Raw genomic sequence first — 16,232 nt, forward strand, 5'->3', positions numbered from 1 at the left:
CCGCTCTTTTTGACTTAGTCTACGACATCTTAACGGCTTGATTCACACTCTGAAGTTATTTCTCCAGGTAAGAATGTCTCGTTCCGTAACTGAAATAAATCACCAATCCAATTAAGAACCAGACACCGGCGTAGATTTTGGCGTCAATACTTAATCCCCAAAAAACAATCAAAGTTCCAATGAAAGCCAAGGTTGGCATGATAGGATAAAAAGGCATTCTGAAGGCTGGCTTAGGAATGTCTTTTCCTTCGCGTGGCCGTAGACCATAAATGCCGAGTGAAACGAACATAAATGCAATCAAGGTCCCCGCTGAAATTAACTGGGCAAGAAAGGCGAATGGGAATAATGAACCGATTAAAACGCCAATTACTGTTAATAAAATCAGTGAATGATTAGGGCGTTTTTTGCTATCTAACTTACCTAACCATTTCGGTAGCATACCGTCACGACCGAATGAATAGAGGAGCCGCGACCCTGCTAACATCATGCCAATTAAAGCAGTAAACATACCAATGACTGCAATTGCCTGTACAATTGTGGCAATCGCTTCGTGGCCGCTTTGACGCAATGCCCAACCAACGGGCTCAGCATTATTAGCGTAGTCAGAATATTTGAACATACCAACAAGCACTAATGCCACCGCAACGAACAGTACAACCGCGATTAACAGCGAACCTAAAATTCCACGAGGCATTGTTTTTTGTGGGTTAATTGCTTCAGCAGAGTTAGCAGCAATGGAATCAAAACCAATGTATGCTAGGAAAATCATTGAAACCCCAGCATAAATTCCCTGCCAACCACCAAACGCACTACCATCAGCATTAGCGTGATAAGCTGGGATAAACGGTAAATAATTACTGAAACGAATGGCAGTGGCACCGACAATCAAGAATAAGATGACGGCTAACACTTTTAATACCACCAAAATATTTTCGACCCGCGCCGCTGACGAAATTCCGCGTGACAGCAGTAACGCCACCAAAATCATGACGATTGCGGCGACAATATCAATTACACCGCCATCACTACCAAAAGCATTTGCTAAGTATTTAGGAAAAACAACTCCCAGCGGCTCAATTAAACCGCGAAAATTAGCAGATAATCCAGAACCGACAAAGGCAACGGCAATAAAATACTCGGCTAACAGTGCCCAGCCTGCAATCCAGCCGAAGAATTCACCGAAAATGACATTAATCCATGAATAGGCAGAACCAGCAAATGGCATGGCCGAAGCCATTTCTGCGTATGCAAAGGCCACTAAACCAGCAACTACAGCTGCCACTAAAAATGATAGTGCCACTGCCGGGCCAGCATGCTCTGCAGCAACTACGCCGGGAAGAGTAAAAATTGAAGTTGAGACGATTGTACCGACACCAAGTGCCAAAAAATCACGAACGCGAAGTGTTCTTACTAAATGAGCATCCTTATCTTGATAAACATTCGGATCTTCTTTGCGGAAAATCTTTTCTTTAAAACTGGCCATTACTTCCTCCTAATTATCTTGCATCACGATTAGATATGTATTCAATCGGAATTTGTTGCTTACCAAGTTTATGATATAAATTAAAATTCTGTGAGTGTCCTTTAATGAAATGCAAATAAAATTTTAACAGAATTTTCAGGACCGGTCAATTATTTCGTTGGCTAAAAAAGCCATGAAATTGGCTCAACACCTCGCACTTCAAGCATGAATGCGATATCATTATGATGAGGTGGTCACATTGAAATATTTAACTAGTGATAGTACAGATATTCGTTATAATTTAGCATTAGAAACCTATTTAATGGAACATGCAGATTTGAGTGAACCAATTTTATATTTTTACATTAATTCGCCATGTATTATTTTAGGGCGTTATCAAAACGCCTACGAAGAAATCAATCAACAATATGTGCAAGACCACAATATTATCATCACCCGGCGAACATCAGGTGGTGGGGCTGTTTTTGATGACCTCGGTAACGTCAGTTTTAGCTTTATTACCAAGGATGACGGGGATTCAGTTGGCAACTTTGGTCGCTTTACTGAGCCCGTGCTAGAAGCACTGCACAAAATGGGTGCTACTGGGGCTCAACTGAGTGGCCGCAATGATTTACAAATTGATGGTAAGAAGTTTTCAGGCAATGCGATGCATGCACAAGATGGCCGTTTGTTTGCCCATGGTACTTTAATGTACGATGTTGATTTAACTCAAATCGAGCATGCTTTGAATGTGCCACAGGATAAAATTGCATCGAAGGGAATTAAATCTGTTCATAGCCGGGTAACCAATTTAAAACCGTATTTTGAGCCACAATTTCAGCAATTAACCATTCAACAATTTCGGGATGCTTTGGCACAACAGATTTTGGCACTGGCTGATTTAAAGCAGGCTAAGCGATACTTGATTGATGAAACAACGAGGCACGGTGTGCAAGCCTTATTGGATCAGTATTATCATAATTGGGATTGGGTTTATGGCAAGTCACCGGCATTTGAATTGCAGCATCGGGCCCATTTTGATGCTGGAACAGTCGATTATCGCTTGAATGTTGAAAACGGTAAGATTGCACAGATCAAAATTTATGGAGATTTCTTTGGCCAGGGACCCATTCATGACGTTGAAAAACAACTGATTGGTGTACGATTTGAACGGCAGGCAATCAAAGCAATTTTTGACGAAATAAATGTATCCTTTTATTTTGGGAAGATTAGTGCGATAAAATTGGTGAATCTATTGATAGCACAGGGTTCTTAAATTGATTAGTCGTTGTAGTAGCAAAATAATTTTGTGTAATTAGTAACTAGCTATTGTCAAATCATTTATCAGTCGATATAATGTAAGCGGATAGATAAGTTACTTATCAAGGAATAGGTTATTTATTTGGGCAAGCTTTTGCAATTATTAAAGGAGGGGTATTGAATGTTGAGCAGCGGAATTAGTATCGTTTTTCTTGCGCGTTGGCAATTTGCGATGACAACTATTTTTCATTTCTTTTTTGTGCCATTTTCAATTGGCCTCGGTTTTATTGTCGCGATCATGGAATTATTATATGTGATCAAAAAAAATGACGTCTATAAACAGATGACTATTTTTTGGGGTCGGATTTTTCTATTGAGTTTTGCAGTTGGGGTAGTGACTGGATTAATCCAAGAATTTCAATTTGGAATGAACTGGTCGGTCTACTCGAGATTCATGGGGGACATTTTTGGGGCGCCGTTAGCGATTGAAGCTTTGGCTGCATTCTTCATGGAATCAACATTTATTGGTTTATGGATTTTTACGTGGGATCGTTTTCCTGCTTGGCTACACTGCTTGATGATCTGGTTAGTTTCATTTGGAACCATGTTATCAGCACTGTGGATCTTGGCTGCTAATAGTTTCATGCAAAATCCAGTTGGTTACATGATCGATCCAAAGACCGGCCGGGCAAATATGGTTAGCTTCTTTGATGTGATCAATAACTATCAATTAAAGATGGAATTTCCACACGTTATTTTTGGTGCGTGGGTAACGGCTGCAATTGTGATTGCTGGGATGTCTGCCTGGGCATTATTACGTAATAAGACTAAATTTACTGATTTTTGGCGTAAATCAATCAAGGTTAGTTTGATTGTTGGTTTAATTGCCTCAATTGGTGTGATTGCTGCTGGTGATTTGCAAACCCGATATGTTTCCAATGAACAACAAATGAAGTTTGCTGCAATGGAAGGTGTTTACAAAACTACTGGTAAGAGTGCTCCGTGGTCGGCAATTGCTGGCTTAGACACTACTAACCATAAGACAAAATGGTCACTAGATGTGCCATATGCACTATCGATGTTGACATATCATAAAACAACTGGTGCCGTTAAAGGAATGAATGAGGTTAACAAGACTTTACACGCTAAGTATGACAAGCAGTTTGGCAAGTCAGTTAATTACTATGTTCCAACTAAAACATTATTCTGGAGCTTCCGTGTTATGGCGATTTCAGGTGGGTGGTTTGCATTAGTTTCAATTGTTGGTTTGTGGATGAATCGTAAATCATCAGAATCAATTTTGAATCAGCGGTGGTTCTTATATGTATTGGGACTAACAATGTGGCTACCGTTTGCTGCGAATACCGCTGGTTGGCTAATCACAGAATTTGGGCGGAATCCGTGGGTCGTTTACGGACTGTTGACCATTGCCGATGCTGTTTCGCCAAATGTTTCTGTGGCGTCATTATTAACGTCTAATATTTTATACTTTGCCGTCTTCTGTTGTTTAGGCCTTGTGATGATTTGGTTAGCACATCGCGAATTGCGCAAGGGACCAGACGACTTAGCCTCACTTGATCAAGCTGTAATTGATCCATATGCTAAGGAGGCATTTTCAAAATGAGTATGACACAAAACTTCTGGTTTTTAATTATCGGATTACTGTTTAGCATTTTCTTCTTTTTGGAAGGATTTGATTTTGGTGTTGGTATGTCCATTAAAGGACTAGCCAAGAATGAAGCAGAACGTGATAGTTTAATTAGTAGTATTGGTCCACACTGGGATGGCAACGAAGTGTGGCTCATCACAGCTGGTGGTGCGTTATTTGCTTCATTTCCAATGTGGTATGCTTCACTATTTTCAGGCTTTTATCTAATTTTATTGTTTGTGTTGATTGCCTTGATTTTTCGAGGCGTGTCATTTGAATTTCGCTCAAGAATGCATACTGACAGTGGCCGTAATATATGGGAATGGGCAGCTTCAATTGGAAGCTTTTGTGCGCCATTCTTATTAGGAATGTTATTTACAGCCATGGTTAAGGGAATGCCAATTGACAAGGCTGGTGATATCTCTGCTAGCTTCACTGATTACGTTAATTGGTTCTCCATTGTTGGTGGTGTGGCTGTAGCACTACTATGCTTGTTACATGGACTGAACTTCATTCGATTGAAAACGACTGGTGAATTGCGCCAGCGCGCTTTAGCTTATTCGAAGCCGCTATATTGGGTGTTATATGCTGGAGAAGTTGTGTTTGCCATCTTGGTATATGTTTACACAGACTTCTTTACTGACAAACCATTATCAACCCTCTTGATTTTAGTAGCAATTGTTGCTTTATCAGTAATTGATCACGTTGGAACATTGATGGATCACGAAAAATTATCCTTCTTTTCAACTGGGTTAACCCTTGTTGGGGTGGTGGTGCTGTTGTTTAATGGCCTCTATCCACGGGTAATGATTGCCAACAATCCTAAATTCAGTATTTTAGCAGCTGATGCGTCGTCATCGCCGTACACCTTGCATATTATGACGATTGTGACCCTATCAATTTTGCCAATTGTTCTGGTATACTTTATCTGGAGTTATTGGGTATTTAGAAAACGGATCCAAACTAAGGGCGTGTCGCACGCTGAGTAAAATAGAGTGGAAAAAAGGGTGTCTAGATTCTGAGAGTACTCCAATGTCCGCATTACTAACCACTTTAGCGAGTAGTAATCCGGATATCGAAGAGAATCTGCCTTTTTTTCCACGTTTTTGCATTTAACGTTTGTAAATAAGAAAATGGAACCGGTTGTGGTCACCACAACTTATAAATTACGGAATGTCTAAAAAGGGGTGCAAGTTTATGATTGATCGGCGAATCTTCAATTTACCTGGCGCCAAAAAGATCGTTGGTATTTTGGGGTTATTGGTATTTATTCAGGGATTTATGATTTTGTTTCAAGGGAAATTTCTGGCTGAGAGTATCGTTGGTCTTTGGAAACGGCAACCGTTGACGAACATTACGACGACCACAATCTTATTTGCGGTCGTTTTTTTGCTTCGCCATACTTTGACAATGCTCAAAAACCGGGTAGTGGCACCTTTTGTTAACCACACGGCTCAGTCACTGCGGTCACAGTTGATGGCTAAATTATTTAAAATCGGACCCCAGGCAACCACTGCCAAGGGAACTGGTAGTTTAGTGACAATGGCAGTCGATGGAATTGATCAAATTCAAAATTACCTGCAATTAGTGTTTATCAAAGTTTTTGATATGATGGTCATTCCGTGGATTCTACTAGTGTACCTATTTTTCATTCGTTGGCAGGAGTCAGTATTTTTACTGCTGATCTACCCGATTATTATTTTGTTTATGATTATTTTAGGCTTTGCGGCCCAGGCAAAGGCTGACCAGCAATATGCCGGTTATCAGCGCCTTTCAAATAACTTTGTTGACACACTGCGAGGATTGCCTACCTTAAAACAACTTGGCTTATCAAAAAAGTACGCTGACAATGTCTTTACGGTGAGCGAAGATTATCGGAAGCAAACTTTATCAGTGTTGACGATTGCTGTCCTGTCAACCTTTGCACTTGATTTTTTCACCACACTCTCCATTGCGGTTGTGGCAGTCTTTCTTGGACTCGGTTTAATCAAAGGTAGTATTGCGCTACTACCAGCGTTAATTATGCTGATTTTGTCACCTGAGTATTTTTTGCCAATCAGAAATTTTGCCAATGATTATCATGCTACGCTTAATGGCAAAAATGCAATGACCGCTATTTTTGCGGTCTTAGATTTACCTGAAGCTAAAGATGAAGACGCACTCGGGCAATTACCGCAGGGTTGGCAATCAGATGATGAATTATCGTTTGAAAATATTAGTGTTTCGTACCAGAATGTTGATCGAGATCCAAACCAATTAAGCGATGCAACACTGCATGATATTAGTTTCTCAGTACGCGGCTATCAAAAAATCGGTTTAATTGGTAAATCAGGGTCTGGAAAAACGACCCTGATTGATACTTTAAGTGGTTTTTTAACTCCCCAAAATGATCAGGGCACCATCAAAATAAATGGACAAGTGTTACCACATTTGGCGCAAACTAATTGGAAGAAAAACTTTTTGTATATTCCTCAATCACCATATCTATTTCACGATACAATTGAAAATAACATTCGGTTCTATTCACCTAAGACCAGCACCAAAGAAGTTGAACAAGCAGTTCAGGCAGCCGGTCTGAATGACTGGCTGCATGGATTGCCTGACGGGATGCAGACGAAGATCGGTGAAGGTAATCGAGGTGTTAGTGGTGGTCAGGCGCAACGAATTGCATTAGCTCGTGCATTCTTAGACCAGCAACGGAAAATACTGTTGTTCGATGAGCCAACCGCCCATTTGGATATTGAGACCGAGGCTGAATTAAAGAAATCCATGATGCCAATTTTTGCTAATCATTTGGTTTTCTTTGCAACCCATCGGCTCCACTGGCTGAATCAAATGGATTATGTTTTGGTGTTGGATCAAGGAAAAATAGTTCAGCAAGGAACACCAACCAAATTGGGTCAACAAGCCGGACCATATGCGCAATTAGTTAGTGACATGGGAGGTGGCCAGCAATGAATGTTTTGAAAAATGATACTTGGGTGATGCCGTATTTACGAAAGTATAAATCACTTTTGACTTTAGTCCTCGTGCTTGGCTTTTTAACATTATTTAGTGGTTCTGCATTAATGTTCACATCGGGTTATTTGATTAGTAAGTGTGCTACCCACCCATTTAATATTTTATTGGTTTATCCAGCTATTGTATTAACCAGAGCCTTTGGGATTGCACGACCAGTGTTTCGTTATACTGAACGTTTGTCTGCCCACAATTGGGTGTTGCGAATTGTGTCCAATTTTCGTAAGAAATTGTATGATTCGGTTGAAAAAACTGCGGTTGCGATTCGGCAAAAACACCAAACTGGTAGTTTGTTGACGTTATTAGCTGATGATATTGAGCACATTGAAAATCTGTATTTAACCACTGTGTTTCCAATTGTGACTGGAATTTTAGTCTATGTATTTATTATTGCTGGTCTCAGTGTGATTAATTGGCCGTTTGCCTTATTAATGGTGATGTTGATCGGAATTTTGATGTTTATTATGCCACTGGTATCAGTGTTAGTGAACGGGGCCAATGAGTTTAAACAAAAACAAATTCAGCAAGGACTCTACACTAAACTGACGGATTCAGTCTTGGGCCTAAGTGACTGGCTGATTTCGGGACGGCGAGCAGATTTCATGCACCAGCATTTAGACTCAAGCAATCAGATTTTTGAACTCCGGCGCAAAGACAAGAACTTTCAATGGTACCGAGACTGGCTAAGCCAAATTGTCATTGGTGTGATCGCCATTGCAACACTAGTGTGGGCGGGCAAAACAATGACGGATAGTCAAAATGCTGCCAACTGGATTGCGGCCTTTGTACTATGCATATTTCCACTAGATCAGACCTTTACTAATATTGCTCAGGGGGTCAGCGAGTGGCCGACTTACCGTGAATCAATCAAACGTGTTAATGAGTTGCCAAACGCTGATCAGCCACAGACGACTGAACAAATAGCTCTGCAAAAGCCAGTGCAGGAATTAACAATTGACCATGTCGATTTCAAGTACGATGATGGCAATCAATTAGTTTTAAATCAACTTAATATGCAGATTCATGCTGGTGAAAAAATCGGTCTATTAGGACCGAGTGGTACTGGTAAGAGTACGTTGTTGAAGTTGATATTAGGGGATGCGGTGCCCACAAGTGGGTCAATTAAAATTAATGGAATAGATATCAGTCAATTACAAAATGAACGTGCCAACTTATTTGGTGTGTTAGACCAGCAGCCATATTTATTTGACACTTCGATTTTGAATAATATTCGGTTAGGTAATCTAGCAGCTACAACCCAACAGGTCCAAGCGGTTCTTGATGAGTTGGAACTAACGCCATTGATTGCCAGTTTACCGGCTGGCTTGCAGACACAAGTGCAAGAGGCGGGTTCTCGCTTTTCTGGCGGAGAACAACAACGCCTCGCACTGGCTCGAATTTTATTACAGGATGCGCCAATTATTATTTTAGACGAACCAACCGTGTCACTAGATCCGATTACTGAACGGCACTTACTAAAAACTATTTTTAGAGTGCTGCAAGATAAGACGGTGATTTGGGTTACTCACCATTTGGTTGGCATTAATTATGTCGATCAAGTGCGCTTCATTGAACATGGACAATTTGACATGAGCGGCACGCCTAAAGAATTGTATCAAAATAATGTCAGGTTCAAACAACTGTATGAAATGGATCGTGGCGTAGGTAACGCAACTGACTAAATGTAAAATGAGACTCATGATTTTTTGTCATGAGTCTCATTTTTCTTATTGATTGCGCCGTAACAGCAATTGTGTCAAATCAATCAATGGTGTCTGGACTGATTTTTTTGGTAATTGTTTGATTAGTGTCAGTGCTTCATTTGTCAGTTGATCTGCTAGCTCAGTTGCTCTGTCGGTGCCACCAGTTTCAATAACAATTTGTTGGATTCCTTTGGCATCAGCAGCAGTCATCTTGTTTTTTTGATTTAATAAATGTTTTAGTCTACTGCGATCCGTTTCTAACGAAAGAATCAAGGGTAGTGTATAAACACCTTGGCGAACATCTTCTAAGGTTGGCTTTAAGGTTTTCTTTTTATTGCCAGTATAATCGAGTACGTCGTCACGAATTTGGTATGCTAAACCAATTTTTTTACCAATTTGGTGGGCAATTGCGATTGTAGCGGCATCGCTACCACTTAGTCGAGCACCTTGTGAGCAAGCCAATTCAAATAATTTGGCTGTTTTGCCTTCAATCTCCGTTAGGTACTGTTCGACAGTTGTTTTTTGATTATAGTTAAGCTGCATTTGATTCAGTTCACCATCTAGGATGGCATGCATGATGTCAGCATTAGCGGCAATATCTTGCATGTTGCTGGCCGATTGAATCACTTGCTTAAAGTACAGTGTAAATAAGAAATCACCGGCATAAATGGCGTTTTTTTGCCCATATACAGTGTGGATGGTGGCAACGTTGCGGCGTAATGGCGAATCATCAACTACATCATCATGAATAAGGGTTGCCACATGGAGTAATTCCAATGCAGCAGCGCCAGCTTGCAATTTAGTCGCGTCTTGATTGGGTCCCAAAGAACTGAATAAATAGAAATATCCTGGTCGCAAAAGCTTGCCACCAGCCCCAATAAGCTCTAAAATCTTTGTTTGAATAGGTTTGTTTTTTAGCGCCACCAAACTGAACATATATTGTTTAAGTTCATCAAGTTTAAGCGCGGTAGTTGGAAAATCTTTCCAAATTGAATGTGCCATTTTGTTACCCCAAAGTGAGAATTTATATCTTTAACGATACAAATAACTGTAAGCCTTGTCAATCTTATTTATTGTCTGGAGGAGCTTAATTTTGAAGCCCAAAGTATTTTTAGAATTTGTTGAGATTCAATCGCTGATTGCATCCGTTTTTCCGTTTGTTTTAGGGATTATGTACGCCTACTATAACTACCATTTGATTCACGTTGGCAATATGATCTTATTTTTCATTGCAGCCAATGTATTACAAATGGCAGTGAATGCTAATGATAACTATCACGACTTTGTGCGTTCTAATGACGAGGCTGAGTTTAAATCCAAAACAAATGTGGTCGGAGTTAATCACATTTCAATTACAACTGTGAAGGCAATTACGTTTAGTCTGGCAGGTATAGCAGCTTTGATTGGTGTTTATCTGGTTACACAGGTCGGTTGGCCGTTGTTATGGCTCGGTTTATTTAGCTTTGCCGTTGGTTATTTTTATGCCGCTGGACCGCTGCCAATCTCCAATACACCGTTTGGCGAACTTTTTTCAGGTTTTACGATGGGATTTATTATTTTTTTAATTGCCACTTTTTTAAATATTTACAATGTAGAAAGTCTAACTGCCAGTTTCATCTGGCGGGTACTATTAGCTTCTGGCATTGCCATTTTTGCTATTTCAAATATCATGTTGGCCAACAATATTTGTGATGAACAAGAGGACCGGAGAAACAATCGGAGGACTGCCGTTTTTTTCTTTGGTAAAGCTGTTATGCTACGTGTTTTTGCTCTAAGCTATGTGGCCGGATATGTTTGTTTAATTGCCGCGATTTTAATTGGAATTTTACCACGATTATCTTTGTTAACCCTGCTCAGCATCCCGTATGTATGGCATAATGTTCATATCTTCTTTCATAATCAGGTCAAACGTGAAACATTCGTTTTGTCAGTGAAAAATTCAGTTGTGATTACGATGTGTTTTGCGATCGCAATGGGGCTGGGTATTTGGTTCAATCTTTAAGGAAGCCCTAAATCGTAGCGATTATTGTTCATTGTGTGTATTAACAGTGTAAAATGACCTGAATAGCATCTGTAGGGTGGTTGTTGATGTAGCTAAGAAAATGGGAGTGTGAAACTGGTTGGCGCGGAAACGAAAAAGAAGGAAAAAATGGACAAATTTTTTGTTCAAACGTGGCCATATTCGGTGGTTAAATTTAGTTGTTCTAATTTTAATAATCGCACTTGCAGGATACAGCGTTGACCAATTGCACCAATTACGTGAGCGACAACAAATTGTTCATAGACAAGCAAATGCCAAAAAATTGTTTATTAAACAAATTGCACCAGAATCACAGACAATGATGAAAGAACACAACGTGTTAGCTTCAATTACGATGGCCCAGGCAATTCTAGAGTCAGACTGGGGCAGCTCGACATTAGCAGCGAAATATTATAATCTATTTGGTGTAAAGAGTTCATCAACGACTAACAGCCAAGTACTTAATACTAAGGAATATGAAAATGGCAGCTGGATTGTGATTCATGGTCGTTTTCAAGTGTATTCAAGTTGGTCCGCCTCAATTCAGGCACACACGATGCTGATGGTTAACGGTACTACGGATGATCAGGCCAAGTATGCTAACGTGATTAAGGCCACCAATTACACTGACGCAGCTAAAGCATTACAGGAAGCAGGTTACGCCACGGACCCTAACTATGCTTCTAAATTGATTAAAGTAATTCAAACGTACCATTTAAATAAATATGACCAAGTCAACTAGGTAGGGGAAAAACAATGAGAGAATTGGAACAACGAATTAAATCTGATGGTGTGGTTTTGTCTGGTGATGTACTCAAAGTGGATCAATTTTTGAATCACCAGGTGGATCCAGACCTGATGTTTGCAATTGGACAACGATTTGCCCATCTATTTGCGGACAATCAAATCACCAAGATCCTAACGGTTGAGTCGTCTGGTATTGCTCCAGCAGTAATGACAGGCTTACAACTACATGTGCCTGTGATTTTTGCCCGTAAACATAAAAGTTTAACATTAACTGATGATCTCTATACGGCTGATGTAAAGTCGTTTACTAAGCAAACGCAAAATAAAATTACAGTATCAAAAAAATATATTTCAGCAGATGATCATGTGTTAATTATCGATGATTTTTTGGCTAATGGCCAAGCTGTTTTTGGCCTATTGGAAATTGCCAACCAAGCTGATCTCAAAGTTGAGGGCGTTGGAATTGTGATTGAAAAAAGTTTTCAACCAGGTGCACAAAAAATAAAGGATCAGGGCATTCGATTAGAGTCACTAGCTAAAATTAAATCTTTGGCGAATGGTCAAGTCACGTTTGTCACTGAACAACACGACTAATAGGTTAGATGAGGTGAACCATAGTGAGCACAGAAAATAAACATGTCTTATATCCAGGTAAAACGCTGGGCATTATCGGTAATGGCTATAACAGCGCTCGATTAATACAAACTGCACAACGCGCTGGCTTTCGCGCTGGTGCATATGGACAACAAGCTACTGATGCAGCAATGAAACAAGCCGATTTTAAGGTAGCTGGTGCTTTAACTGACCGCAATAAATTGAAGGAATTTGCTCAGGAATGTGATGCAATTACATACATGGACGCCAATGTTGATGCAGCAGTAGTTGAATATATCAGTCAATACGCATGGGTTCCTCAGGGCAAAGAAACGCTGGAAATTATTCAAGATCGATTATTGGAACGGGCCTTTTTTGACCAAATTAACGTGAATATAGCACCCTATGTGACGGTAATTGGGTTAGATGACTTGTACCAGTCGATTGATTCAATTGGCTATCCGGCCGTTTTAAAGCCGATTCAACGCGGTCTTGGTGAACGCTCGATGTTAATTAACAAGCAGTCGGATATTGCCAAAGCAGCCGATTTTCTTGAAACGGGGACGTATGTGCTAGAGTCTTACATCCCACATGCTCATGAATTTTCATTGGTAATGGTCAAGGGACAACAAGACACACAAGCTTTTCCATTGATAGAAATGAAATTAGTGGCACAAAAATTAGTTGAAGCCGCTGCACCGGTGCAATTGGCTGAAGATGTGCTCACTGAAATAATGCGAATCGGCACTTCGGTGGCGCAAGCGTTACAATATGTGGGTATTTTCGAACTGGGCTTTTATCTAACGGATACCGGTACATTATATGTTAAAGGGATTACACCTGCATTAACCACGCAGGCAAATGTGTTTGATCAAGCTAGCAATGTTGACCAATATGAACAACATTTGCGGGCCATTATTGGGGTGCCACTACAGCCAATTAAGGCGCTACAACCTGCGATCATGATGAAAATTCAGCCGAACCAAATGGACGATATTCGGACGCAGTGGTTGTTGAAGGATAACTGGCAATTTACATTCTATCAAGCAGCTTTAGGGGCTCATGATACGGCTGTTGGTCATGTTTTGGTAACCGGCAATGAGCTGGATAAACTTCAATTACAAATTGATAACACTGAGGTTTGGGACAGCGATACATTACCTGAACAAAAATAACGAAAACCAATCACTATTTTGTCGCAATTACGCTGACAACTAGTGGTTGGTTTTTAATTATTGTGATTTGAGAAAATTAGTCTGAGATAACCAATTGCGCCGCTGGATTTGTTATAATATTCAGTGACTGAATTTAGAGAGGATTGAATGCATCGTGGCACGCCAAACATTATTAACAGGAATGAACGATAAACAACAAGAGGCCGTTTTGCATACCGAAGGGCCGTTATTGGTAATGGCTGGGGCTGGCTCTGGGAAAACACGAGTTTTGACTCACCGAATTGCTTATCTAATTGAGGAAAAAGATGTCAATCCATGGAATGTGTTAGCAATTACTTTCACTAATAAAGCGGCTAAAGAAATGCGCCTTCGAGTTGGCAAATTACTGGACGAAGGGGCGCGCGATGTTTGGGTTTCAACGTTCCACGCATTGTGTGTTCGAATTTTACGGCGTGATATTGAGCAAATTGGTTACAATCGGGCCTTTACGATCGCCGACACTGGCGAACAACGGACATTGCTCAAACGAGTTTGTATTGATTTGAATGTGGACGTAAAAAAATATGATCCTAAAGCTTTGTTAGCAGCGATTTCGAATGCTAAAAACGCATTGCAAACGCCTGCCGACTATGCCAAGGAAGCTAATAGTTCGTTTGAAGAAACTACGGCTAAAGTTTACAAGGCGTATCAAAGAGGATTACGGGATAACCAGGCGGTCGATTTTGATGATTTAATCATGTTGACGATTCAATTGTTCGAAGAAAACCCAGCAACCCTGAGCTTTTATCAGAATAAATTTCATTATATTCATGTTGATGAATACCAAGATACCAACGATGCTCAGTACAAACTAGTAAATTTACTAGCCCAACAATTTCGGAATTTATGTGTTGTTGGCGATGCCGACCAGAGTATTTATGGTTGGCGTGGTGCGAATATGGAAAATATTCTTAATTTTGAACATGATTATCCGGATGCCAAAACGGTGATGCTGGAACAAAATTATCGTTCCACGCAGACTATTTTGGATGCCGCTAATGAAGTAATTGAAAATAATATGTATCGTCGCAAGAAAAACCTGTGGACGGAAAATGGCGCTGGTGAACCGATTTCGTATTATCGGGCTCAAAACGAAAATGATGAGGCCCACTTTGTGGTGTCCAAAATTAATGAAGAAATTAAAGAGCATCATTTAAATTATAATGATTTCGCTGTTTTATACCGGACTAACGCCCAGTCACGAACCATCGAAGAAACATTTTTGAAAGCCAATGTTCCTTATACAATGGTCGGTGGCCACAAGTTTTACGATCGTAAGGAAATTAGGGACGTTTTGTCATATTTAACATTGCTAGTTAATCCAGATGACTCAATGAGCTTTGAGCGGGTAGTTAACGAACCTAAGCGTGGGATTGGTTCAAGCAGTGTTGATAAACTACGAGTGTTTGCACGAGAGCACGGCTGGTCATTGCTAGAGGCATCACATAATATAGCTATTAATAATGAATTAACCAGTCGTGCGCTTAATAAAATTGAAGATTTTGGCGATTTAATTGGTGACTTAACTAAGATGGTGGCATATTTATCTGTCACTGATTTAACCGAACAAATCTTGGAAAAAAGTGGCTACTTAACGATCTTAAAGGCTGACAAAAGCCTGGAATCACAATCACGACAAGAAAACTTACAAGAATTCATGTCAGTGACTAAAGAATATGACGATGCACACCAAGATGATGAGGTTGAATCAAACGCCAATAAAGTGACGGATTTTCTAGCTGATTTAGCATTAGTATCGGCTCAAGATGATGTTGACGAAGAGTCTGCGGCCGTGACGTTGATGACGTTACACGCTGCTAAAGGGTTGGAATTTCCAGTTGTCTTTTTGATGGGGCTGGAAGAGGGGATTTTCCCGCTTTCACGTGCAATCATGGAAGATGATGAGCTTGAAGAGGAGCGTCGATTAGCATATGTTGGGATTACCCGGGCTAAACGCAAGTTGTATTTGTCGAATGCATATTCAAGAATGTTGTATGGGCGCAGACAAAATAATCAGGCATCGCGGTTTGTGGAAGAAATCAATCCGGATTTAATTCATGTTGAAAATGAAAATGCAGCTGCCGTTCCAGATAGCCGGCCAGTACCGTTTGCACATAAAAATGCAACGGCAACCACATATAAACGTAAAGTGGTGCCAATGGTTAAAAATACAGGCACTGGTGCAGATAAGGAAAGTTGGAAGACGGGCGACAAGGTGACCCATAAAAAATGGGGTCAGGGAACAGTGGTCAAAGTTGCGGGTGCAGGCGATAACATGGAATTAGATATCGCCTTTCCAGAACAGGGAATCAAGCGACTACTAGCAAGTTTTGCACCGATAACAAAAGTATAGAGTGCGGAGCAACCCGATTAGCGTCCGTGGTGTAACACATGATTATTGATGGCTTGAATTGTAGCCATTGATAAGCATGAGTTACACAATAGGGAGCTGGGTTGTGCAGCACATTTCAGCCAGGGCGTGGAGCAACTCGATTAGCTTTCGTGGCGTAACACATGATTATTGATGGCTGTGAATTGCAGCCATTGATAAGCATGAGTTACACAA

General features: G+C 40.4%; 12 protein-coding genes. 10 read left to right on the forward strand and 2 right to left on the reverse strand.

Translation table 11 applies throughout. From position 1 onward, the window contains the following. Window positions 1-55 precede the first annotated feature (55 nt). Window positions 56-1,483 (reverse strand): APC family permease, encoded by a 1,428-nt coding sequence (locus tag WDC_RS04025; protein WP_044010536.1) that lies wholly within the window; start codon window positions 1,481-1,483, stop codon window positions 56-58. Between the two features lie 238 nt (window positions 1,484-1,721). Between WDC_RS04025 and WDC_RS04030 the strand changes: the two genes are divergently transcribed. The 5 genes from WDC_RS04030 to cydC all read left to right on the forward strand — a co-directional run bounded on the left by WDC_RS04030 (window position 1,722) and on the right by cydC (window position 9,070). Further along, window positions 1,722-2,738, forward strand: a complete 1,017-nt coding sequence (locus WDC_RS04030; protein WP_044010537.1) for a lipoate--protein ligase — start codon at window positions 1,722-1,724, stop codon at window positions 2,736-2,738. A gap of 168 nt (window positions 2,739-2,906) precedes the next feature. Next, a complete protein-coding gene (locus WDC_RS04035; protein WP_191978641.1) occupies window positions 2,907-4,346 on the forward strand; it encodes a cytochrome ubiquinol oxidase subunit I in 1,440 nt (479 codons plus the stop codon). Continuing rightward, window positions 4,343-5,359: a cytochrome d ubiquinol oxidase subunit II gene (gene cydB / locus WDC_RS04040; RefSeq protein WP_044010539.1), complete on the forward strand. Its 1,017-nt coding sequence runs from the start codon at window positions 4,343-4,345 to the stop codon at window positions 5,357-5,359. Before WDC_RS04035 ends, cydB begins: the two co-directional genes overlap by 4 nt. 208 nt (window positions 5,360-5,567) lie before the next feature. Then, on the forward strand, window positions 5,568-7,328 hold the full coding sequence (gene cydD / locus WDC_RS04045) for a thiol reductant ABC exporter subunit CydD (RefSeq protein ID WP_044010541.1): 1,761 nt from the start codon (window positions 5,568-5,570) through the stop codon (window positions 7,326-7,328). Then, window positions 7,325-9,070, forward strand: coding sequence for a thiol reductant ABC exporter subunit CydC (gene cydC / locus WDC_RS04050; RefSeq protein ID WP_044010542.1), 1,746 nt, complete (start codon window positions 7,325-7,327; stop codon window positions 9,068-9,070). Before cydD ends, cydC begins: the two co-directional genes overlap by 4 nt. 45 nt (window positions 9,071-9,115) lie before the next feature. On the opposite strand, the gene WDC_RS04055 is transcribed toward cydC, so the two are convergent. Further along, a complete protein-coding gene (locus tag WDC_RS04055; RefSeq protein ID WP_044010543.1) occupies window positions 9,116-10,093 on the reverse strand; it encodes a polyprenyl synthetase family protein in 978 nt (325 codons plus the stop codon). A 91-nt stretch (window positions 10,094-10,184) separates the two neighbouring features. On the opposite strand from WDC_RS04055, the gene WDC_RS04060 reads away from it, so the two are divergent. From WDC_RS04060 to pcrA, 5 genes are all read left to right on the forward strand, one after another. After that, window positions 10,185-11,093, forward strand: coding sequence for a 1,4-dihydroxy-2-naphthoate polyprenyltransferase (locus WDC_RS04060; protein WP_044010544.1), 909 nt, complete (start codon window positions 10,185-10,187; stop codon window positions 11,091-11,093). 118 nt (window positions 11,094-11,211) lie between these two features. Beyond that, window positions 11,212-11,853: a glycoside hydrolase family 73 protein gene (locus tag WDC_RS04065; protein ID WP_044010546.1), complete on the forward strand. Its 642-nt coding sequence runs from the start codon at window positions 11,212-11,214 to the stop codon at window positions 11,851-11,853. A gap of 14 nt (window positions 11,854-11,867) precedes the next feature. Next, window positions 11,868-12,452: a xanthine phosphoribosyltransferase gene (locus WDC_RS04070; RefSeq protein WP_044010548.1), complete on the forward strand. Its 585-nt coding sequence runs from the start codon at window positions 11,868-11,870 to the stop codon at window positions 12,450-12,452. Window positions 12,453-12,475: 23 nt separating this feature from the next. Next, window positions 12,476-13,627, forward strand: a complete 1,152-nt coding sequence (locus tag WDC_RS04075; protein WP_044010549.1) for an ATP-grasp domain-containing protein — start codon at window positions 12,476-12,478, stop codon at window positions 13,625-13,627. 181 nt (window positions 13,628-13,808) lie between these two features. Then, window positions 13,809-16,019: a DNA helicase PcrA gene (gene pcrA, locus WDC_RS04080; RefSeq protein ID WP_044010574.1), complete on the forward strand. Its 2,211-nt coding sequence runs from the start codon at window positions 13,809-13,811 to the stop codon at window positions 16,017-16,019. Window positions 16,020-16,232 lie beyond the last annotated feature (213 nt).

Source organism: Paucilactobacillus wasatchensis, from assembly GCF_000876205.1.
Lineage (GTDB): Bacteria > Bacillota > Bacilli > Lactobacillales > Lactobacillaceae > Paucilactobacillus > Paucilactobacillus wasatchensis.